This window comes from Leeuwenhoekiella polynyae (assembly GCF_004104075.1).
Lineage (GTDB): Bacteria > Bacteroidota > Bacteroidia > Flavobacteriales > Flavobacteriaceae > Leeuwenhoekiella > Leeuwenhoekiella polynyae.
In genome coordinates this window covers 56,751-77,471 of the sequence record NZ_QOVK01000019.1, presented here as the reverse complement: position 1 = coordinate 77,471, position 20,721 = coordinate 56,751, and the positions used below count along the sequence as shown (strand labels likewise).

Here is a 20,721-nt window from a genome sequence, read left to right as displayed (position 1 = left end):
TAAATATAAGGTTTAAAGCGAAATAAAATCAAAAAGGATATTAAAATCTAGCGTTATTTAATATTCACATTTAAAGAAAAGACAGCTATATTAGTATCTGTACTACTATTCCCTGAAGCAGTAAGCAGCCTTTGCCCCCAAATTTCAATATAATCATTAGGTGCTAACTCCACAGTACCCGATATTGAATTGCTAACTATGTCTGAGGTCGTATTAACCCTCATAACAGTATTCGTCTCCGTTAACGTTGTAGTACCATTTTTACGTATAAAAAAAGCATAGAAACTACCTACATTATCACTTCCTCTTACAGAGAGTGCAGCGTTAACCTGAAATGTTCTGTTCTTTTTACCTAAATAGGTCAACCTGTTGTTTTGAGGAGAAGACATTCTAAATAAATTTACAGCACTAGTTGAATTAGTATTTGAATTGCCTTGTAGATTAAATGCTGTTTGATCTGTTACAGTCTGCACAAAACCCGTAGTTAAAGTTCCATTGTAATACAAGTTACCCGTGGCAACATTATCAGACTCTACCGGAATACCAGGGCAATTAACCGTCCAATTATTAGTGAAATTATATCCAGTAAAACTACCTGTAGTATACCTATTAATGTAAGCATTGCTTGAAGTCCCTGAAAAAACCGTACTCAGCAATACCCCGTTACTTACTGTAGGATTTGCGCTAACGTCAAAAGCAATAGCTGAACCAGCTACTGTACTAAAGCCACTTACTTTCTGAACTAAACTAAAAGATCCGGTTAATTTTTCATAAGTACCTGTATTTGTACTCAACCAGGCTTGATTATTAAGCAATAAGTTCCCGATATTTGAGTAAGTAATACCATTTGCATTATTCACAAACTGTACGATATTGCCGAAGAACAAACCGATACCAGAAACAGAACCCACACTAGTGGTCGTACTGGCTATTACAGTATTTTGTACTAATAAAGATTCAGAAGCCGTACCAGCTATCTCAAAAGCCTTAGAACCAGTAATTGTCACATTACGAACACTCCCCCCGCTTGCGCCTTTAAAAACAACCCCTCCAGAGAAACTTAAAACATCTTCAGTGGCATCTAGGCCAGAAACATAAGCTCCGTTCAAATCTATTGAAGCAGTTAATGCAATCACTCCGTTAATTTCATAGTACGTATTTTCATCTAATGTAATTGTAGCACCAGAAGGGGTAGGTAAATCAGCCTGACTTTTTACCAAAACATAATTATTACGCGTCTCAGCACCTTTTAATTGAGACCAAGAACCTGTTTCACAATAGTAAAATGCAGATTCGTCGGTATCATAAACTAAAAGACCCTCAGCAGGGTCACTTATTGCCAAGCGCTGAGTGGTAGTCATTCTGGGTGTAAGCATACCTTGAGTAGTAGAGTTTACATCAAGCAATGAAGAAGCATCAGGACTGGTAGTTCCAATACCTATCTGAGCAAAACCAGTTATACTCAACAGGAACATAACACAAAAGAGAAATCTTCTCAAATACATAAATCAATAGTTATTATTTTCTATTAAATTATGTATTTAAACGATTAAAATAAACATTTTAAATCCTTTTAACAGATAAAAATGAAATTTAAGTAAGAAATACCTTTCATTAATCGATTTAGTATTAAATCTTCTTTTTAAGCTTAATCACGGTAACTTCTGGCCAAATACCTACTCTTCCGGGGTAGCCTAAATAGCCAAAACCTCGATTTACATTTAAAATACGATTATTTTCTTTGTAAATACCGGCCCAATTCTCATACCTGTATTGCACCGGACTCCATCTTATAAACCCGGGAATTTCGATACCAAATTGCATCCCGTGCGTGTGGCCGCTCAATGTTAATTGATAATTTTTAGGGTCTTTTTTCAAACGCTCTGCCCAATAAGACGGATCGTGACTCATCAACACTTTAAAATCTTTTTCAGTCAAACCCTCTGAAGCCTTATCTATATCACCAGCTTGTTTAAAACCTGCACCCCAGTTTTCTACACCTACTAAGGCCATGCGCGAGTCACCCTTCTCTAACCAGATATGTTGATTCAACAAAAGTTTCCAACCCATTTTACGTTGTAAATCTTTTAGATTCTCTAGGTTTTGAGCTTTAGCTTGTTGCGATTCCCAGTCTGCATAATCCCCATAATCGTGATTTCCCAAAACAGAATAAACACCATCTTTTGCCCTTAAGGTTGAAAATAGGTTAGTCCACCCCTGCATTTCTTTAGCAAAATTATTTACCAGATCTCCCGTAAATAAAATAACGTCGCTTTCTTGTTGGTTTATCAAATCAATCCCATAAGCTATTTTTTCCTCATCATCAAAACTACCACTGTGTATGTCGCTAATTTGAGTAATGGTGTACCCATCAAAAGCTTCTGGTAAATCCTCAAATTCTAAATCATAAGAAAGCACACGATACCGGTATTTTCCCTTATACATTCCGTAGATTAAAGAAACAAAAGGAATCGCTGCAACACCAAGAGCTAGAGCACTAACAAACTTTCGCCTAGATGGAAAATGAAATGAAGATTGACTACTAAAAAGCCTAGAAAAAATTGCTATTAAAAATCGTATCACATCTTCACCAAACATAAATACGACTAAAATTAACTTAGGCACAAAGAACACCAGAAACCACCCAAAGACATACATCTCTTTAGTTGTGATTCCTTCAGAACGATTTATTGTAGAAAGTGTATAGATAAGTACTGCTAAAACGACAATAGAAGTTATTATATAAGTAGAATTAAACAACAAGCCCTTTGACAAGCTTTTAAAAGCTTGAAAAGCATAAACATCTACTAGAATATAAAAGACTATAAAGAACAACCAACGCATAATTCAATTTTAAGAATAGTAATATTAGCAAAGCCTAGTGTAGAAAATTCAAATATTATCCTATTTTTTTGAGAATAAAAGCTCCTAGATTATTCAACCCTTTAGTAACTTCCGTTTTTTAATTACTACATACATGAAACGCCGTAATTTTATAACTAAAACCAGCCTAAACACTCTTGCTTTAGGATTAGGAATTAACAGCCTGGCCAATGCTAACTTTAAGCAAAACCAACTAAAATTGAAAACATCAGAAAAACTTGCGAGTGATCCCGTTGCGATCTGCACCTGGGAGTTTACAAAAGCAAATGCCACTGCAGGCGCGTTACTCGACCAGGGATTACCTGCTCTTGATGCTGTTATAAAAGGTGTTGCTGTTGAGGAAGAAAACATCAAGAATACCACTGTAGGCAAAGGCGGCTCACCAGACCGTGAAGGAAATGTCACGCTTGATGCCTGTGTGATGGACCACACTGGTAACTGCGGTTCTGTAATGGCAGTAGAAAACATCACCAATGTTGCAGCTTTAGCTCGTAAAGTGATGGAAGATACACCACACGTAATTCTTGTCGGCAAAGGAGCAGAAGAGTTTGCTGTCCAAAGCGGTTTTACATCCGAAAATCTTTTAACTCCTGAAACAGAAAAACTTTGGAAAGAATGGCTAAAAACTTCTGATTATAAGCCTGTAATCAATATTGAAGACCATGACACCATTGGTATGCTGGGGCTTGATAAGGATGGTAATATCTCGGGAGCTTGCACAACTTCTGGTCTTGCCTATAAGATGAAAGGTCGCGTAGGTGATAGTCCCGTTATAGGAAGTGGTCTTTTTATTGACAATACTGTTGGTGGAGCTGCAGCAACCGGGATGGGAGAAGAGGTGATCAAAACTGTGGGTAGTTTTCTCATTGTAGAATTAATGCGCAACGGCATGTCTCCACAAGAAGCTTGCGAAGAAGCTGTAAGTCGAATTGTATCTACAAATCCTAACCATACAAATTTTCAAGTAGCTTATATCGCTATTAATAAACAAGGTGAGACGGGATGCTATTGCATTCATCCAGGCTTCAAAATGATGAAATACAGTAACGGAGAAAACATCCCAGTAGTTGCCGGTAGTCATCTAAAATAATAGGACGCATTATTTTATTTTAAGGCTTTTTATATTTTACCTTTTTTTAAAACGAAAAAAATAACTTAGTTTTGTTTTGTGCCCTTTGGCAGAAAATATTTAAGACTGTTGTAATTGACTTGTAATAATCAATTATGATTTGGGGTGAAAGCCAGCTCTTGTAGCTGGCTTTCTTTATTTTACAAACTGAAGTTTTAAGAGGTGTTGAGCGAGGGGTTGAAGCATTATTCTCTTAGTACAATTATTCGAACGTGAAGCGAAACGTTTCACAACAACATCCTTGTAGCTGGATTTCTTTATTTTACAAATTGAAGTTTTAAGGGGTGTTGAGCGAGGGGTTGAAGCATTATTCTCTTAGTACAATTATTCAAACGCGAAGCGAAACGTTTCACAACAACATCCTTGTAGCTGGCTTTCTTTATGTTACAAAACTAACAAATAAAAGGGGTGTATTGAGTAAGTGTTGAATCCTTTATTTTTTAGTAAAACAATACAATACGTTTCTTTAATCTGTCCTACTTACTTAAGATATAAGCAATTATATTGATAATCAATAACCGCCTTTCCGATTTTAAGAATATCTGCTCCTATGATTCCACTAACTGGTTCGGCCTCGTGATTGATCAATGCTTGATTCACATGAGAAAGATCAAACAGAACAATTGAGATTTCTTTAGTAGACCAACTCTCTATTTCGATAAGATTATCTTGAGAAATTTGCGTCAACATGTCAATCGCTCCTGCTCCTGCAGCTTTAACTTCGCTATCTTCAGCAAAAAGTTTAAACCGCTCCAGATCTTCAAAACCTATGCACGTATTTGAAGCTCCAGTATCTAAAATAAATTCACCTTCAACGCCATTAATTCTAGCATTAAATTTTAAATGCCCAGTACCTACTGGCTTTAAAACTATTCTTTTATACTTTTTTTTGGTAAGATGTTGTCGTAAAGAAGTCATAATCTGTTTTACACTCCTCAAACTTAAGTCAAATTATATTGTACGATTTTAAATATTCTCTAAAGTTTCTTCTGCTGAGCAAATGCTAAATTTTAAATTTGCAACATTATGTATATAGACACTCACACGCATTTATATAGCGAATCATTTAAAGAAGATCGCGATGAAACAATAGACCGCGCTCTCAATCAATCTATTAACCAATTTGTTCTGCCTGCAATAGACTCTACCTACACAGAGTCTATGTGGAATCTGAAACAAAAATACCCGGATTCTATGCACATCATGGCTGGCTTACACCCTACGCATGTAGATTCTGAAACAGTAAAAAGTGAGCTTCAACATGTTAAAGAACAATTAGATTCTAAATCGCTATGCGCCATTGGCGAAATAGGTGTTGATCTTTATTGGGACTCTTCAACAAAAGAAATACAAAAAGAAGCTTTTGCTCAACAGATAAGATGGGCTAAAGAATACGATTTGCCAATCGCAATACATTGTCGTGATGCTTTTGCAGAGGTTTTTGAAGTACTCGAAGCTGAAAAAAGCGAAAAATTACGCGGTATATTTCACTGCTTTACCGGTACAATAGAAGATGCTCATAAAGCCATCAGTTATAATTTAAAGTTAGGAATAGGTGGAGTTGTTACTTTTAAAAATGGAAAAATCGATAAGTTTCTGAAAGAGATCGACTTAAAACACATTGTTTTAGAGACAGACTCCCCCTACCTTGCTCCCGTTCCCTATAGAGGCAAGCGTAACGAAAGTAGCTACCTCATTAATGTTGCCGAAAAACTAGCTGAAATTTACGGTGTATCAATAGAAACTGTTGAAGAAATCACCACTAAAAATGCTAAAAACATATTTAGACTTGATTGATCTTTAAAATATTTCGTTCTTTACGCTTCAACAAAATTAGAATCTGTGTCAAAATTTGACTCCATAAGACCCTATCACGATTCTGAAGTGCACGAAGCACTACAGACGTATTACAGGCACCCTATGTTTCAGGCGCTTTTACAATTTACGTTTCCAGATAAATCGCATCGGGAAATTAAAGAAATTATTGACTCGTGTCAATCAATCTATGATTTTCAAAGCAAAGTAATTTATCGTTCTGTACATAAGGTTATGGAGAAAAGCACCAATGGCTTTTCTACTTCTGGTTTTGATGATTTACAAAAAGGAAGACCTTATTTTTATTTATCCAATCACCGGGATATCATATTAGACACTTCTTTTATAAATGTTGCTCTTTATGATCACGACTTGGTTATGACCGCTTCAGCAATTGGTGACAATCTTGTGCAAAAACCTTTTTTATTGGCATTAGCACGATTAAACCGAAGTTTTATGGTTCAGCGCAGCTTGACTCCACGTGAGATGTTGATGAGTTCTAAAAATCTTTCAGAATACTTGCAATTTCTCCTTTACAAAAATCAATCTATTTGGATGGCGCAACGGGAAGGCCGTACAAAAGACGGGAGCGACAAAACACAGCAGGGTGTTTTAAAAATGGCGGCGATGGCTCGTGGTAATAAACCAGTTTTAACCTACTTAAAAGAGCTCAATATAAGACCAGTTGCAATATCATATGAATTTGACCCTACCGATATTTTAAAAATGCCGGAGCTTATTGCAAAAAGCGAAGACATAGCTTATGTAAAAAGCAATAATGAAGACTTCAACAGTATTTTACGTGGTGCTTTAGGAACAAAAAAGCGCATTCATATTGCTGCAGGTAAATTAGAATCTTCCGTATTTGATGAGATTGACGCATCTGAACTTTCTGACAATGATAAATTACAGGAATTAGCTAAACGAATAGATCACGAAATTTACCGCATCTATAAATTATGGCCTTCTAATTATGTCGCATACGACTTATACCACAATACAGATCAATTTGCGCACACGTATACTGAGCGTGACAAACGAAGCTTTGAGCGCAGACTGGAACGTCGTGTAGATCCGGAAAGTGAAGTTGCCAAAGAGAATTTTTTATTGATGTATGCAAACCCGGTGATTAACAAACTCAAAAGTCTTGAGCAAACAACCTAAAATCCTACTGATTTATACCGGTGGAACCATCGGTATGATTAAAGATTTTGAAACCGGAGCCCTAAAAGCTTTCGATTTTAAAGATTTGCTAGAAAAAATACCTGAGCTTCGCTTACTTGAATGTGAGATTGAAACGACAAGTTTTGAGCAACCTATAGATAGTTCTAATATGAACCCAGATCTTTGGGTGGATTTATGCAACATCATAGAGTCTAATTATGATCGCTGTGATGGTTTTGTTATTTTACATGGTAGCGACACGATGAGCTACACCGCTTCTGCATTAAGCTTTATGTTAGAAAACCTATCTAAACCTGTTATTTTCACGGGCTCACAATTACCTATAGGTGATTTACGTACAGATGCTAAAGAAAATCTAATCACAGCAATACAAATAGCTGCGCTACGCAAACGCAATCGCTCCTACATAACTGAAGTGGGTTTATATTTTGAATATAAACTTTATCGCGGTAATCGCAGCTCTAAAATTAGCGCAGAGCATTTTGAAGCTTTTAAATCGCCCAATTATCCGCCACTGGTAACCTCTGGCGTGCACCTAACTATTGAAGATGAAAAACTACTACCTTACAAAAGAAAGAAGCTAATTGTACACCGTGAATTAAAAACAGATATTATGGTGGTTCATTTGTATCCTGGTATCAGCCAAAAGATGCTAACTTCTTTGTTAAATAATCACGAATTTAGCGGGGTTATTTTATTAACATTTGGTTCTGGAAACAGCACAACATCCCCTTGGTTTATTGAATTACTGAAAAAAAATATACAAATAGGAATACCGGTAGTTAACATAACACAGTGTACATGGGGTAGCGTTCAAATGGGTAATTATGAGACGAGTACAGGCCTCAAGAACCTGGGTGTAATCTCAGGAAAAGACCTAACAATTGAAGCCGCAATAACAAAAATGATGTATCTAAACAGTCAAAATTTGTCTCCGAAGGTCTTTAAGACTATATTTGAAACATCGCTAAGAGGTGAAATGAGTTAATGCGAAGAATCACATCAACCCAGCAAACCTTTTGGAAATCGATATTTTTTTTGTTAATTGGCAATCATTCTAAAGAATGTATTCGGCCTTAAAAAGAGAGGTGGCCGAGTGGTCGAAGGCGCACGCCTGGAAAGTGTGTATACGTCAAAAGCGTATCGAGGGTTCGAATCCCTTCCTCTCTGCTAATTTTTAATATTTGAATAATTAATTTTATATCTTTATCCCTTTACTAACTAAATTTTTAAGATCAAAAGCAATGAAAAGAGTATTTTCTATTCTAGTAATCACAGCTGTAATCGCGTTAGGCAATCTTACGGCTCAAGCAAATACTGCACCTTTAATGACTGCTAACACAGTTATTGCAGCAGCAGTTCAAGACGAAGCAGCAGATGAGGCAGTAGCCGATACTGACGAAGAGTCTTTATCATTCACTCAAGAGTTAAAAAAGCGTTTTATAGAAGGTGGTCCTGGCTTTATGGGTATCGTTCTTTTATGTTTAATTTTAGGTCTTGCTATTGCAATTGAGCGTATTATTTACTTAAACCTTGCAACTACAAACTCAGCTAAATTAGCTCAAGATGTAGAAGATGCACTTAACAGTGGTGGTATTGAAGCTGCCAAAGAAGTATGTCGTAATACAAGAGGTCCAGTAGCATCTATTTACTACCAAGGTCTCGACCGTGTTGATGAAGGTGTTGACGCTGCAGAAAAAGCTGTTGTAGCTTACGGTGGTGTTCAGATGGGTCTTCTTGAGAAAAACGTTTCTTGGGTTTCTCTATTTATCGCTCTTGCACCAATGCTTGGTTTCATGGGTACGGTAATTGGTATGATTCAGGCGTTTGATAAAATTGAAGCTGCGGGTGACATGCAACCTTCTCTTGTTGCAGGTGGTATTAAAGTAGCACTTTTGACAACTGTATTTGGTCTTATCGTTGCGATTATACTTCAAATTTTCTATAACTACATTGTTGCTAAAATTGACAGCATTGTAAATGATATGGAAGATGCTTCTATCACTTTGATAGATATGCTTGTTCGTTACAAGAAGTAATAATCCCTCTTTAAATACATAGTATATTATGTTACATAAAATATTAAAAATTGTTGCACTCATTCTGTCTGTTCTTGGAGCCATTTGGCTTGTAAGAATCATCATGGCAGGTGATTCAGCAATCACAGATTCAGCAGATTTACAAGACGGTCTTGTAACACCATTTATCTATATTGCTTATCTAACTATAGCTATAGCAATAGTTTTTGTACTGGTATTCGTTCTGAAAAATTTATTCAGCAGCGGATCTTCCTTAAAAAGTACATTGATTGGATTGGGTGCGTTTCTAGCCGTTGTAGTAATTTCATATGTTTTGGCTTCTGGAGAAGAAGTGCAATTACGTGATGGAGATGTACTATCTGCAAGCGCTTCAAGATGGGTAGAAGCTGGTATATATGCTTTCTACATTCTTGCAATAGTTGCCATTGGTGCAATGGTATTCTCAGGCGTGAAGAAATTAGCTAAATAACTATAAAGAAGTAATTATGGCAAAAAGATCAGCACCAGAAGTTAATGCAGGTTCGATGGCAGACATTGCCTTCTTACTACTCATTTTCTTTCTGGTTACCACAACAATTGAGACAGATAGCGGTATTAGCCGTAAATTACCCCCGGAACAAGAGGAAAATCAACCTCCACCACCGGTTATTAAAGAACGTAATTTATTTACAGTTATCGTAAACAGTAACGATGAATTACTTGTAGAAGACAAGGTAATGGAGCTTAAGGATTTAAGAGCTGCAGCGGTAGCATTCTTAGACAATGGAGCTGAAGATTGCTCGTATTGTCAGGGAGCTAAAGATCCCAGCTCATCAGTAAATCCTACAAAAGCTATTATTTCATTAGTAAATAATCGCGGTACTTCCTACAAACGTTATATTGCAGTACAAAATGAACTTGTTGCTGCTTATAATGAATTGAGAGACCGTGTAGCTACGAGTCAATACGGCGAATCCTTTACCAGTTTAGAAGCTCGTTATAATGATCCTCGTACAACACAGGAGAACAAGGATAAGCTTAAGCCTAAGATTGAAGCAATACAGGAATTATATCCTGAAAAGCTTTCTGAAGCTGAGCCTAAGAAAAGTTAAGAACCTATAACATTAAAATTTATGTCTAAGTTTAATAAGAAAAAAAGTGGTGATTTGCCAGCTATTTCTACGGCATCACTTCCAGATATTGTTTTCATGTTACTGTTCTTCTTTATGGTTGCAACAACAATGCGTGAAACAACCTTGATGGTAAAAAATAATTTGCCTACAGCAAACCAAGTTGAAAAACTCGACAAAAAAGACCTTATTATGTATATCTACGCTGGGAAACCTGTAGATCGCTATCAAGGTACTTATGGGACTTCTGCAAAAATTCAATTAAATGATAAATTTGCAGATGTTGGAGAGATTCAAGATTTTATTTATCAAGAACGTGCGAGTAAGAGAGAGGAGTTAGTACCCTTTCTTACTACAGCTCTTAAAGTAGACGGAGATAGTAAAATGGGCCTTATTTCTGATATTAAGCAGGAATTGAGAAAAGCAAATGCACTTAAGATTAACTACGTTACCAAATCTGGTGATGCAGTTAAGATGAACTGATACTCTTTTGCAAGAGTTGATTCACATCTCTTAAAATTTATATTTAAAACGTTCTGTATTTTCAGGACGTTTTTTTTTGTTTCTTTAATATCTCAGAACACCAAAATACTTATGCGTTTAAAATCATCATTTAAGTTGATTATTTTTTTACTTATGAGCTTTTCAGTATTGGCTCAAGATAGCCTTGTACAAGTTATTGATACCGCTGAAGTTTATAAGAAATACAGAGAAGATCAATTTTACCTTGGAGTTACATTCAACCTGCTTACGAATAAGCCTAAAGAAATGGAGCAGAATGGCTTTAGTGGTGGAATTCACTTTGGTTTCATACGCGATATGCCGATCAATAAACAAAGAAATCTTTCTATAGGTATAGGCGGAGGTCTTTCTATGAATACCTACAATCAAAATTTATTCGTTGGAGAAACAACTTCAGAAGAAAGCATTTTTGATATTATAGATTCTTCTACTGATTATGATAAGAATTGGCTTTCAACTTACATTGTAGAAGCACCCATACAATTACGCTGGCGCACTTCTACAGCTACTAATTATAAATTCTGGAGAATATACACAGGACTGCAATTAGGATACGTCTACGCTTATAAATTTCACTTTGAAGAAACAGGTAATCAAGTTACACAAACTGATGTCCCTGAATTTAATAAATATCGAATGGGCCTGACATTCTCTTTTGGCTACGACACCTTCAACTTTTATTTCTATTATAATCTCAATCCATTTTTCAATGGTGATGCACAAATAAATGATAGCCCTATTGAAATAAACAGCTTGAAGTTAGGACTCATGTTTTACATCTTATAAAGATAAAACACCAAGAATTGCGGCAAGCCTCCTACTACAAGACCTACAAGTAGCTCAAGCATTGTATGTGCTTTTAATTGAATTCTGGAAGCTGCTGTAAAACCGATTGCCAGAATTAATAGACTTATTACAATCAAATAGTTTGCATTATACACCAGACTCAACCCCATTACAAACAACAACACTCCGCCAATACCCGTCATATGCAAACTAGTCTTAAAACCAAATAAAGCAAGTAAAAAAGCCGTAGCAGCTGTAATTAATATACCTAAAAAAAAGATATAAAGTTCCGGGAATTCATATCCATTGATAATGATACGTATGATAAGTAATGTAATGCCAACTTGAATTAACAAAGGCAACCTGCGTTCTTTGACCTGTTTCAACTCTATAGAAGAAACCAGTTTCACACTTTCTAATAAAAAGTAAAATAGGATAGGAACAACAACCGTAAGAATACTTATCGCAAATAATTTTGCATACATAAAAGACTGCGGAACAAACTTAGGGGTTACTGAAAAATAAATCCCAACACCTAACATCGGCATCAAAAGTGGATGCATTAAATAAGAAAAAAACCGGAGAACGTATTTCATTAAATTTCTTTACGTAAGCGTGCCACCGGCACATCTAATTGTTCACGGTATTTCGCAACGGTACGACGAGCTATAGGATAACCTTTTTCTTTTAAAATTTTGGCCAGTTTATCATCAGTGAGTGGTTTGCGCTTGTTCTCTTCCTGAATTGTGATTTCAAGGATTTTTTTGATCTCTCGCGTTGAAACCTCCTCCCCTTGATCATTTGTCATACTTTCACTAAAAAATTCTTTGATGAGCTTGGTTCCATATGGGGTATCTACGTATTTACTATTTGCAACACGCGATACAGTTGAGACATCCATCTCGATCTCGTCTGCAATATCTTTAAGAATCATTGGACGTAAATTACGCTCATCACCGGTTAAAAAGTATTCCTGTTGATAATTCATTATAGAACTCATCGTTACAAAAAGTGTTTGCTGGCGTTGTTTTATAGCTTCTATAAACCATTTTGCAGCATCAAGTTTTTGTTTGATAAACATCACAGCATCTTTCTGTGATTTACTCTTTTGCTTGGCGTCTTTATAGCCTTTAAGCATATTGGTATATTCTCTCGAAACATGCATCTCTGGTGCATTACGACCATTTAAAGTTAATTCAAGATCTCCATCATTTATTGTTATCGTAAAATCTGGAATAACATGCTCAACAACTTTTGTATTTCCGGCGTAAGAGCCGCCTGGTTTTGGATTGAGATGTTCAATTTCTTCAATAGCATCCCGAAGCTGATCTTCAGTAATGTCAAATTTTGAAAGTAACTTTTGATAATGTTTCTTACTGAAATGATCAAAAGCATCAGCCAGGATATCCTGAGCTAGAGCCACAGCTTCGGTTTCTTCTTTACGTTTCAGCTGAATCAATAAACATTCTTCAAGACTACGTGCTCCCACTCCTGCTGGATCTAGATTTTGAACGATTTGTAAGATCTTCTCTAGATTATCTTCTGTAGTATAAATATTCTGAGTAAAAGCCAGATCGTCCATCAAGTCGATAAGACTTCTTCTCAAGTAACCACTTTCGTCTACACTACCTATTAAAAATTCTGCAATCTCCATCTGCTCATCATCCAGACGATAGGTATGCAACTGCCCCATCAAATGTTGCGTAAATGAAGTTCCTGATGCATAAGGAACCTGACGCTCTTCATCATCAGAACTGTAGTTATTAGCATTCAAGCGGTAACTGGGAATTTCATCATCAGATAGATAGTCATCGACATTGATATCTGTTTCAATTTTTTCTGAATCATATTCCTCTTCCCCACTGTTATCAAACTCCTCAAAATCATCTTTCACTTCATCCTTGCCACTGTCTAACGCAGGGTTCTCTTCGAGCTCCTGTTTTACGCGCTGCTCAAAAGCCTGCGTAGGCAATTGTATAAGCTTCATCAACTGTATTTGTTGAGGTGAAAGCTTTTGAGAAAGTTTAAAATTAAGTTGTTGTTTGAGCATAGAGATTATTGAATCTGTTCTTACAAAAATAGAAAAATGCACCTAGCGACGCATCAGAATGTTTTGTTAAGAAGCATCTCTAAGTTAGTGCAAAAAACAGATTAACCATGCACTATGGGGTGAAGATATTGTTTTTAATGGCATATATAACAAGACCAGTCCTGTTTTTTAAACCGAGCTTTTGAAAAACAGACTCCCGATAGCCTTCTATAGTTTTTGGACTTAAGAACATTTTTTCGGCGATCTGCTTATAGGTCATTTCAGTACAGGCGTGCTTTATAAACTCAATTTCCCGGTCTTTTAAAACTACTTCGTCTTCATGCAAGTTCTCGGTTTGCTTGACAATACGCTCTACCGTATTGGTATAATAAAAACCATAATTAATAACCTCAAGAAGAGCTTGTTCTAAAATAGACTTACGGGTATCTTTCAACAAGTACCCTTTAGCTCCCGAGCGAATCATCTGCATCACAACACTCTCATCTTCTTCAACAGAAAGCGCCAAAACTTTAATATCAGGATAGTGTTTAGAAAGGTACTTTGTCGTTTCGACACCACCCATAACGGGCATTTTCACATCCATCAAAACCACATCTGGCTTATCACTGTTCGCCGTTTCGAGATAGCGAATAAACTCTTTTCCGTTTACCGAAATATTGACTACTTCAAAATTTATAAATTCACGCACCAGACCACCTATGGCTTCTGATAAAAGAATATGATCGTCTACAAGAGCAACTTTATACATAGTTTTATTCTAATGGGTAAATTAATTTCAATTGAGTACCAATACCGGGAATTGAACTGATTTTAGCATCAGCACCTATTAACTCAGCCCGTTTATCAATATTACTCAGCCCAATACCTTTCTCCAATAGTTTTTCTGAGTCAAAACCTACTCCGTCATCCAGAGCCGTGATCTCTAAGGCATCTGCTTTAAACTGAACTTTGACTTCTAACTTAGAAGCTTTAGAATGTTTCATTGTATTGGCCATAAATTCCTGAACAATCCGAAACAATACAATCTCTACTTTTGAATCGATTGTAACAGCATCTCCCAGCAACTCATAATCTGCAGAAAGAAACTTTAAGCGATTAAAACGGCTTATCTCCTGCTCCAGAGAGTAAATAAGGGATTGTTCATTTATAGCCTCAGGATTTATAGATTTTGAAAGTGCACGCAGCTCATTTAAGCCCGTTCCTATTGTTTCTGCAACTTCTAGCATTTCTTCCCCACCTTCTACATTTTGTGCCTTTATTTTGGCTAAGGTGAGTAACTGACCAATATTATCGTGTAATTCCCAACTGATGTTACGCAGGGTTTCTTCCCTGATTTCTATCTGAGTTTCTGCAATAGCACGCTCGTATCGCTTCTCAGTTTCAATCTGCTCGCGTAGTAAACTGTTTTTACGCTTCATAAATACCGAAAACAATACAAATACAATTACTGCTAGTAAAAACAGTACTAGCAGAACTACTAATATGAGTAACAATTGCGTGCTCTGGTCCATAAATTAAGTTGCTGTTATCTTTGGTCTTTTTGCTCTATACAAACCATAGGCAAAAATGAGATACATAATGCAAGAAATTCCAAAACTGGTATTTCTAATAATACTGAAAAATGTATTTCTAGTATCAGATGAGTCGGTTACCTGAGTCCATCCTAACTGAGTAATAATATAAACCGGAAGTTGAATAACCAAGTTTAACAAAAGACCTACACTTATATAAAATAAAATTGAATCCTGAATCTTACTCAAATCTGAATCATTTATGGTTTCAATAAGAAAAAAGAGAATAACAATGAAAACTAAAAAGCCCCCAATTATAAATGATGAAACGGCCATTTCATATAAGAAATATTTGAAAACAATGAAATAAACATAGGTCAAAAGCCAACAGAAGTAAAATATGATTGTAGCTTTTTTAAAAGCTGATCTTTTTAAAAACCTATGAAACAACCAGAAGTACATTGAAAAGTAAAAAAGAAATCTAATATTATAAAAAACGTAATTTCGATCAACCAATTCAACGACATAAACAAATGCAGCTACTATTTCATTTAAAAAATTATATCCTAAAAATAGTATGAACCATAAAATAGGTGTTCCTGTAAATTTTTTCCAATAGATCAAGCCTATAATAAATGGTAATAATTCTAACAAATCCATTATAACTAGAGAGGAGTTGCTTAAAATATTATCTAATTTTTCAAGATTAATTTCAACAGTCAATAGCAAATTCTTACATTATTTCTGTTAATTAAAAATCACCGCTACTTACAGGTGGTGGAGGTGCAGAATGCCCAATATTCCCTGACATAGACTCTATATCCTCAGCGTTGATTACCTCACCCTCTATAAGTGTATTATTTAAAATGGAACCAACAGGAACAGCCTTTTTACCTCCAGCAGTATTCACAATTGCAAAACTTACAGTATCCATCGTACCATCTGCTTGTTCTAGTGCAGCTGCAGGATTAAAAAATACAGTTCCTTTGTTCTTTTCATCTTTCTTTTTTACGTTATCGCCATACTTACCAAAATACACCCGCAATTCTAATACATCTACATCTGCAGAATCTGCCTGCTGCTCAATATATGCCATATACTTTTGCATTTTTGAAAACGAAAAACTCACATAACGCGTAGCCTTCTTATATCGAGCATCGCCTTCTACGATTGTGTCCCCCTCATCAGTGATATTTTCAGCAAGCTCTATGAGCGATACCCGGCTGTTGCCATAATTTTTATATAAGGTATCTGCTGCGGCAACCGGTATAATATTTCCGGGAGCACTTAAAACCGGAGTTTCAGCTTCTTCACAGTCGCAATTTTGATTTTCACAAGAAGAGAATAAAAAAGTAGCAGTTAGGGAAACTGCTAAAAGCATAGTTTTTTTCATGATTTAGAAATTTGTTAGTTGGGTGTAAAATAAACATCTTTTCTCTAGCAGAGAAAACAACCTTTAAAAAAGGGGATTTTCCCCCTAAGTAAACTACATCGCGGCAAGTCCACAAAGCATTCGTTGAAAAAAAATTTAAATTTCGAAGCAAGCCTCCGGGAATTAAACCCTTTGGCGGTTCCAATTAAAATTTCAGCTAAAGCTTTTCACTAAAAAAGGCTGCTTAGAATCGCAATCTAAACAGCCTTTAAGTACTTTAAAATATATTTTTAAAATTCTGCATTTTGAGGAAAACGTGGGTAAGGTATCACGTCTCTAATGTTTGTCATACCGGTAGCAAACAAAACCAAACGTTCAAAACCAAGACCAAAACCACTATGTACACAGCTTCCAAAACGGCGGGTATCTAAATACCACCACAATTCTTCTTCGGGGATATCTAGCGCAGCCATTTTTTCTTGCAATACTTCCAGACGCTCCTCCCGTTGTGAGCCACCTACAATCTCTCCAATTCCCGGGAAGAGAATATCCATAGCGCGTACGGTTTTACCATCTTCATTTAAGCGCATATAGAACGCTTTAATATTTGCAGGATAGTCAAATAAAATCACAGGGCACTTAAAGTGTTTTTCTACCAAGAAACGCTCATGTTCGCTTTGCAAATCTGCACCCCATTCTTCTATAGGATATTTAAATTTCTTCTTTTTATTCGGTTTAGAATTCTTAAGAATTTCTATAGCCTCCGTATAACTCACCCGCTTAAAGTTGTTCTCTAAAACAAACTTCAGTTTCTCACGTAACGGCATAGCTGCACGTTCTGCTTCAGGCTTACTTTTATCTTCTTGAATGAGTCTGTTTTCTAAAAACTCCAGATCATCCTGACCGTTATCCATCACAAACTGTATTACGTATTTGATGAAATCTTCAGCCAGATCCATATTCATATCCAGATCACAGAAAGCAACTTCCGGTTCGATCATCCAGAACTCTGCAAGATGACGGCTGGTATTTGAATTTTCAGCTCTAAAGGTTGGTCCAAAAGTATAAATCTGGCCAAGTCCCATAGCATAAGTCTCTCCTTCTAACTGACCAGAAACCGTCAAATTGGTTTCCTTTCCGAAGAAATCTTTTTTATAATCTATATTTCCGTCTTCATCCTTTGGCGGATTTTTCATGTCTAAAGCGGTTACTTTAAACATCTCTCCTGCTCCTTCTGCATCACTACCCGTAACAATAGGCGTATTCACATAGTAAAAACCTTCTTTCTGAAAATACTGATGCACTGCAAAACTCAACTGAGAGCGCAAACGCATTACTGCTCCAAACGTGTTTGTGCGCACGCGTAAATGTGCTTGCTCGCGTAATTTTTCTAAAGTATGACGCTTAGGCTGTAAAATGGTTTTCTTTACTTCTTCAGGATCAGCATCACCCAGAACTTTAACCGCTTTAACTTCTACTTCAACAGCCTGACCACCACCCTGACTTTCTACAAGATTACCGGTTACTGCAATTGCAGCACCAACTGTAATACGCTTTAAAAGCTCTGGATCTGTATTTTCAAAATCAACTACACATTGTAAATTATTTATCGTAGAACCGTCATTTAATGCAATAAAGCGATTGGCTCTAAACGATCTCACCCAACCTTTAACGGTAAGTTCGTGCCCTTTGGGCTCCTCTTTTAAAATGTGTACAATTGTTTTTCTCATAATCTATATAATCAAAACGCTTAAAGCGTGTATTGAAATTTTAGTTTCTACTCTCTGACAAAGGACAAAGATAAATTTTTAGCAGTGTTCTTCACAAAGCTTAAAGCCGGAATAACACTTAATTAATTGTCTAATTTATCAAGCTCATCATCGTCATCGGCTTCATCCAGGATCTGAATGGCAGGCTTTTTAAAATCTTCTTTGTTAGCGATATTTTTTTCTAGCGAAAGCAACAATGATGGCAACAACAATAAGTTAGAAAGCATCGCAAAAATAAGAGTTACCGAAACCAAGCCTCCAAGCGCAACGGTACCACCGAAGCTACTGATCATAAATACCGAAAACCCGAAGAACAACACGATCGAAGTGTAAAACATACTCACACCAGCTTCTTTTACGGAAGCATAAACCGAACGCTTGATCTTCCAGCCACTACTGCGTAATTCTTGACGGTATTTTGCTAAGAAGTGAATCGTATCATCAACTGAAATACCAAAAGCTATACTAAACACCAAAATGGTTGAAGGTTTAATAGGCACACCTAAAAAGCCCATCAACCCTGCTGTGATTAATAACGGTAATAAATTAGGGATCAGAGAGACCAAGATCATTTTTACCGAACGGAACATAAAAGCCATAAAAACCGCGATCAATAAAATTGCCAGAGACAGACTGATAATCAGGTTATTAATAAGATAGTTTGTTCCTTTCTGAAAGACTAGAGCTTTACCAGTAAGCGTCACATCAAATTTCTCTTTTGGGAAAAGAATATTTATTTTATTGTATAAATTATCCTCTACGATTTCCATACGATCTGTACCGATGTCTTGCATAAAGGTAGTCATACGAGCGTATTGCCCGGTAGAATCTACATAACTATCCAGCAAGCCGGATTCGTTAGAAAAACTTTGCGCATAAGGCAAAATGAAGTTACGTTCATTAGAAGTAGGTAATTGATAATACTGCGGATCTCCATTATAAAAAGCCTGCTTCCCATACTTTACCAAATTCACAATAGAAAGTGGTTTTGATAACTCTGGAGTTTCAGAAATAGTAGTAGCCAACTCATCCATGCGTTTAAGCGTTGGTAATTTCATGACACCTTTTGGTCGCTTAGTATCTATTAAAACTTCCAGGGGCATAATACCGTCAAATTCGGTTTCAAAGAATTTTATATCCCGGTAGAAACCGGTATTCTTAGGCATATCTTCAATTAAACTACCAGAAACCTTGATCTTATAAATACCTATCATACTTACGATAAGCAATACTACTGTACTGATGTAAATCGTGATACGGCGATCGCGCACCATACGCTCAATCCATTTTACAAAACCTTCAATCCAGGTTTTACCTAAATGCTTCAGGTGACGCTCTTTTGGCGGCGACATGTAACTGTAAATGATCGGGATGATCAATAAGCTCAATAAAAAAATCGCCAGTATGTTTATAGAAGCGACAATACCAAATTCTTTCAGCAGTGAACTTTGCGTCAAAATAAACGTTGCAAACCCGGATGCAGTGGTAATATTTGTCATCAAGGTTGCGTTACCAACTTTGGTAATTACCCGTTGCAAAGCCTTAATTTTATTACCGTGATTTTTATATTCTTGTTGGTATTTATTAATCAAAAAGATACAGTTAGGAATCCCGATCACAATAATTAATGGCGGAATTAATGCAGTTAACACAGTAATCTCGTAACCCAACAATCCTAAAAAGCCAAATGCCCACATAACCCCAATCACCACCGTGATCATAGAGATAAACGTAGCTCTGTAAGAACGGAAAAAGAAAAAGAAAATTAATGAAGTTACGACAAGCGCACCACCAACAAACCAGCCTATTTCACTGATTATAGTCGCACTGTTTAAAGTACGTATATACGGCATGCCACTGGTATGAACCTTTACACCGGTTTCTGCCTCAAAACTTTCAATTAGTGGTATTAAGTCATCTACTATAAAATCTTTTCTAGCTGCAGTATTAACAATGTCTTTTTTAAGGTAGACAGCACTGCGAACGGTTCCGGTTTCCTTGTTATAAATAAGACCTTCATAAAACGGCAAATCTGTAAACAACTTTTTCTTCAGTGAATCTGCCTGAATCTTTGTATTTACATTTCCGAAAATAAAAGGTTTGAGGTCAAAACGTTTTGGATCTTCTTCCTTTTCTAAGAGTTTGAGATCTTTTAAAGAAACTGAAAGCGCAACAGCATCAAAACTATTGATGCTATCCGAAAGCGCATTCCATTTGTTAAGAATTTCCGGAGTAAAAAGTGTAGAATCTTTAATACCAAAAACCACCAGATTTCCTTCTTCGCCAAACTGGTCTAAAAACTTGTTATATTCCAGATTTACCTCGTGATCGTCAGGTAGTAAATTGGCTTCTGTATAGGTAAAACGCATGTATTTCCACTGCGTACCCAGAAATACCGTAAAACCGGCAACCAGAAAAAGTATAAAGAGTCTGTTGCGTAAAATGAGGCGTGCTACACCGTTCCAAAATCCGTAACCCAATAGCTTGGTCATCGTCCTAATTTAAGAGGCGCAAAGGTACTCATTTGTATGCGAAAAGTCTTTGCCTTATA

20 protein-coding genes and 1 tRNA gene are annotated in these 20,721 nt (G+C 36.3%); 10 read left to right on the top strand and 11 right to left on the bottom strand.

Annotated features, from left to right (window positions below; translation table 11 throughout):
* Positions 1 to 53: 53 nt before the first annotated feature.
* Entirely contained in the window at positions 54 to 1,505 is a 1,452-nt protein-coding gene (locus DSM02_RS16090; RefSeq protein WP_128766576.1) for an autotransporter outer membrane beta-barrel domain-containing protein, read from the bottom strand.
* Between the two features lie 124 nt (positions 1,506 to 1,629).
* Positions 1,630 to 2,844, bottom strand: coding sequence for a metallophosphoesterase (locus DSM02_RS16085; RefSeq protein ID WP_128766575.1), 1,215 nt, complete (start codon positions 2,842 to 2,844; stop codon positions 1,630 to 1,632).
* A gap of 133 nt (positions 2,845 to 2,977) precedes the next feature.
* Between DSM02_RS16085 and DSM02_RS16080 the strand changes: the two genes are divergently transcribed.
* A complete protein-coding gene (locus DSM02_RS16080; protein ID WP_128766574.1) occupies positions 2,978 to 3,973 on the top strand; it encodes an isoaspartyl peptidase/L-asparaginase family protein in 996 nt (331 codons plus the stop codon).
* Between the two features lie 519 nt (positions 3,974 to 4,492).
* Here the strand turns inward: DSM02_RS16080 and DSM02_RS16075 are convergent.
* The gene (locus DSM02_RS16075; RefSeq protein WP_128761562.1) at positions 4,493 to 4,930 is read right to left on the bottom strand and encodes a retropepsin-like aspartic protease; all 438 of its coding nucleotides are present in this window, start codon (positions 4,928 to 4,930) and stop codon (positions 4,493 to 4,495) included.
* 105 nt (positions 4,931 to 5,035) lie between these two features.
* On the opposite strand from DSM02_RS16075, the gene DSM02_RS16070 reads away from it, so the two are divergent.
* The 9 genes from DSM02_RS16070 to DSM02_RS16030 all read left to right on the top strand — a co-directional run bounded on the left by DSM02_RS16070 (position 5,036) and on the right by DSM02_RS16030 (position 11,468).
* The gene (locus DSM02_RS16070; protein WP_128766573.1) at positions 5,036 to 5,809 is read left to right on the top strand and encodes a TatD family hydrolase; all 774 of its coding nucleotides are present in this window, start codon (positions 5,036 to 5,038) and stop codon (positions 5,807 to 5,809) included.
* A gap of 45 nt (positions 5,810 to 5,854) precedes the next feature.
* Complete coding sequence (locus tag DSM02_RS16065; RefSeq protein WP_128766572.1) at positions 5,855 to 6,991, top strand: 1-acyl-sn-glycerol-3-phosphate acyltransferase; 1,137 nt, start codon at positions 5,855 to 5,857, stop codon at positions 6,989 to 6,991.
* 34 nt (positions 6,992 to 7,025) lie between these two features.
* Complete coding sequence (locus tag DSM02_RS16060; protein ID WP_240674084.1) at positions 7,026 to 8,000, top strand: asparaginase; 975 nt, start codon at positions 7,026 to 7,028, stop codon at positions 7,998 to 8,000.
* Positions 8,001 to 8,094: 94 nt separating this feature from the next.
* Positions 8,095 to 8,182: transfer RNA gene (locus DSM02_RS16055), tRNA-Ser, on the top strand.
* 74 nt (positions 8,183 to 8,256) lie between these two features.
* On the top strand, positions 8,257 to 9,051 hold the full coding sequence (locus tag DSM02_RS16050; protein WP_128766570.1) for a MotA/TolQ/ExbB proton channel family protein: 795 nt from the start codon (positions 8,257 to 8,259) through the stop codon (positions 9,049 to 9,051).
* Between the two features lie 28 nt (positions 9,052 to 9,079).
* Positions 9,080 to 9,520, top strand: coding sequence for a hypothetical protein (locus DSM02_RS16045; RefSeq protein ID WP_128766569.1), 441 nt, complete (start codon positions 9,080 to 9,082; stop codon positions 9,518 to 9,520).
* A 16-nt stretch (positions 9,521 to 9,536) separates the two neighbouring features.
* Positions 9,537 to 10,142 (top strand): ExbD/TolR family protein, encoded by a 606-nt coding sequence (locus tag DSM02_RS16040; RefSeq protein ID WP_128761567.1) that lies wholly within the window; start codon positions 9,537 to 9,539, stop codon positions 10,140 to 10,142.
* 21 nt (positions 10,143 to 10,163) lie between these two features.
* Positions 10,164 to 10,643 (top strand): ExbD/TolR family protein, encoded by a 480-nt coding sequence (locus DSM02_RS16035; RefSeq protein WP_128766568.1) that lies wholly within the window; start codon positions 10,164 to 10,166, stop codon positions 10,641 to 10,643.
* Between the two features lie 153 nt (positions 10,644 to 10,796).
* Positions 10,797 to 11,468, top strand: coding sequence for a porin family protein (locus tag DSM02_RS16030; protein WP_240674083.1), 672 nt, complete (start codon positions 10,797 to 10,799; stop codon positions 11,466 to 11,468).
* On the opposite strand, the gene DSM02_RS16025 is transcribed toward DSM02_RS16030, so the two are convergent.
* The 8 genes from DSM02_RS16025 to DSM02_RS15990 form a co-directional block, all read right to left on the bottom strand.
* Positions 11,456 to 12,064: a hypothetical protein gene (locus tag DSM02_RS16025; protein ID WP_128766566.1), complete on the bottom strand. Its 609-nt coding sequence runs from the start codon at positions 12,062 to 12,064 to the stop codon at positions 11,456 to 11,458. The two genes, DSM02_RS16030 and DSM02_RS16025, sit on opposite strands and share 13 nt — an antisense overlap.
* Complete coding sequence (gene rpoN / locus DSM02_RS16020; RefSeq protein ID WP_128766565.1) at positions 12,064 to 13,518, bottom strand: RNA polymerase factor sigma-54; 1,455 nt, start codon at positions 13,516 to 13,518, stop codon at positions 12,064 to 12,066. Before rpoN ends, DSM02_RS16025 begins: the two co-directional genes overlap by 1 nt.
* 112 nt (positions 13,519 to 13,630) lie before the next feature.
* Positions 13,631 to 14,266 carry a response regulator transcription factor gene (locus DSM02_RS16015; protein ID WP_128766564.1) on the bottom strand — a complete coding sequence of 212 codons (636 nt, stop codon included), beginning with the start codon at positions 14,264 to 14,266 and terminating at the stop codon, positions 13,631 to 13,633.
* Positions 14,267 to 14,270: 4 nt separating this feature from the next.
* Positions 14,271 to 15,029 carry a sensor histidine kinase gene (locus DSM02_RS16010; protein ID WP_128766563.1) on the bottom strand — a complete coding sequence of 253 codons (759 nt, stop codon included), beginning with the start codon at positions 15,027 to 15,029 and terminating at the stop codon, positions 14,271 to 14,273.
* Positions 15,030 to 15,032: 3 nt separating this feature from the next.
* Positions 15,033 to 15,752: a hypothetical protein gene (locus tag DSM02_RS16005; protein ID WP_128766562.1), complete on the bottom strand. Its 720-nt coding sequence runs from the start codon at positions 15,750 to 15,752 to the stop codon at positions 15,033 to 15,035.
* 28 nt (positions 15,753 to 15,780) lie between these two features.
* The gene (locus DSM02_RS16000) at positions 15,781 to 16,422 is read right to left on the bottom strand and encodes a hypothetical protein (protein WP_128766561.1); all 642 of its coding nucleotides are present in this window, start codon (positions 16,420 to 16,422) and stop codon (positions 15,781 to 15,783) included.
* Positions 16,423 to 16,691: 269 nt separating this feature from the next.
* Positions 16,692 to 18,131, bottom strand: a complete 1,440-nt coding sequence (gene asnS / locus DSM02_RS15995) for an asparagine--tRNA ligase (protein WP_128766560.1) — start codon at positions 18,129 to 18,131, stop codon at positions 16,692 to 16,694.
* Between the two features lie 122 nt (positions 18,132 to 18,253).
* Positions 18,254 to 20,662, bottom strand: a complete 2,409-nt coding sequence (locus DSM02_RS15990; RefSeq protein ID WP_128766559.1) for an efflux RND transporter permease subunit — start codon at positions 20,660 to 20,662, stop codon at positions 18,254 to 18,256.
* Positions 20,663 to 20,721 lie beyond the last annotated feature (59 nt).

Excerpts from the sequence above, each read along its gene's own strand:
- DSM02_RS16015 (WP_128766564.1), bottom strand. The coding sequence starts at position 14,266 with ATGTATAAAGTTGCTCTTGTAGACGATCATATTCTTTTATCAGAAGCC.
- DSM02_RS16080 (WP_128766574.1), top strand. The coding sequence starts at position 2,978 with ATGAAACGCCGTAATTTTATAACTAAAACCAGCCTAAACACTCTTGCT.
- DSM02_RS16040 (WP_128761567.1), top strand. The coding sequence starts at position 9,537 with ATGGCAAAAAGATCAGCACCAGAAGTTAATGCAGGTTCGATGGCAGAC.
- DSM02_RS16060 (WP_240674084.1), top strand. The coding sequence starts at position 7,026 with ATGATTAAAGATTTTGAAACCGGAGCCCTAAAAGCTTTCGATTTTAAA.
- DSM02_RS16000 (WP_128766561.1), bottom strand. The coding sequence starts at position 16,422 with ATGAAAAAAACTATGCTTTTAGCAGTTTCCCTAACTGCTACTTTTTTA.
- rpoN (WP_128766565.1), bottom strand. The coding sequence starts at position 13,518 with ATGCTCAAACAACAACTTAATTTTAAACTTTCTCAAAAGCTTTCACCT.
- DSM02_RS16035 (WP_128766568.1), top strand. The coding sequence starts at position 10,164 with ATGTCTAAGTTTAATAAGAAAAAAAGTGGTGATTTGCCAGCTATTTCT.
- DSM02_RS16030 (WP_240674083.1), top strand. The coding sequence starts at position 10,797 with ATGAGCTTTTCAGTATTGGCTCAAGATAGCCTTGTACAAGTTATTGAT.
- DSM02_RS16010 (WP_128766563.1), bottom strand. The coding sequence starts at position 15,029 with ATGGACCAGAGCACGCAATTGTTACTCATATTAGTAGTTCTGCTAGTA.
- DSM02_RS16085 (WP_128766575.1), bottom strand. The coding sequence starts at position 2,844 with ATGCGTTGGTTGTTCTTTATAGTCTTTTATATTCTAGTAGATGTTTAT.
- asnS (WP_128766560.1), bottom strand. The coding sequence starts at position 18,131 with ATGAGAAAAACAATTGTACACATTTTAAAAGAGGAGCCCAAAGGGCAC.
- DSM02_RS16050 (WP_128766570.1), top strand. The coding sequence starts at position 8,257 with ATGAAAAGAGTATTTTCTATTCTAGTAATCACAGCTGTAATCGCGTTA.
- DSM02_RS15990 (WP_128766559.1), bottom strand. The coding sequence starts at position 20,662 with ATGACCAAGCTATTGGGTTACGGATTTTGGAACGGTGTAGCACGCCTC.
- DSM02_RS16045 (WP_128766569.1), top strand. The coding sequence starts at position 9,080 with ATGTTACATAAAATATTAAAAATTGTTGCACTCATTCTGTCTGTTCTT.
- DSM02_RS16090 (WP_128766576.1), bottom strand. The coding sequence starts at position 1,505 with ATGTATTTGAGAAGATTTCTCTTTTGTGTTATGTTCCTGTTGAGTATA.
- DSM02_RS16075 (WP_128761562.1), bottom strand. The coding sequence starts at position 4,930 with ATGACTTCTTTACGACAACATCTTACCAAAAAAAAGTATAAAAGAATA.
- DSM02_RS16025 (WP_128766566.1), bottom strand. The coding sequence starts at position 12,064 with ATGAAATACGTTCTCCGGTTTTTTTCTTATTTAATGCATCCACTTTTG.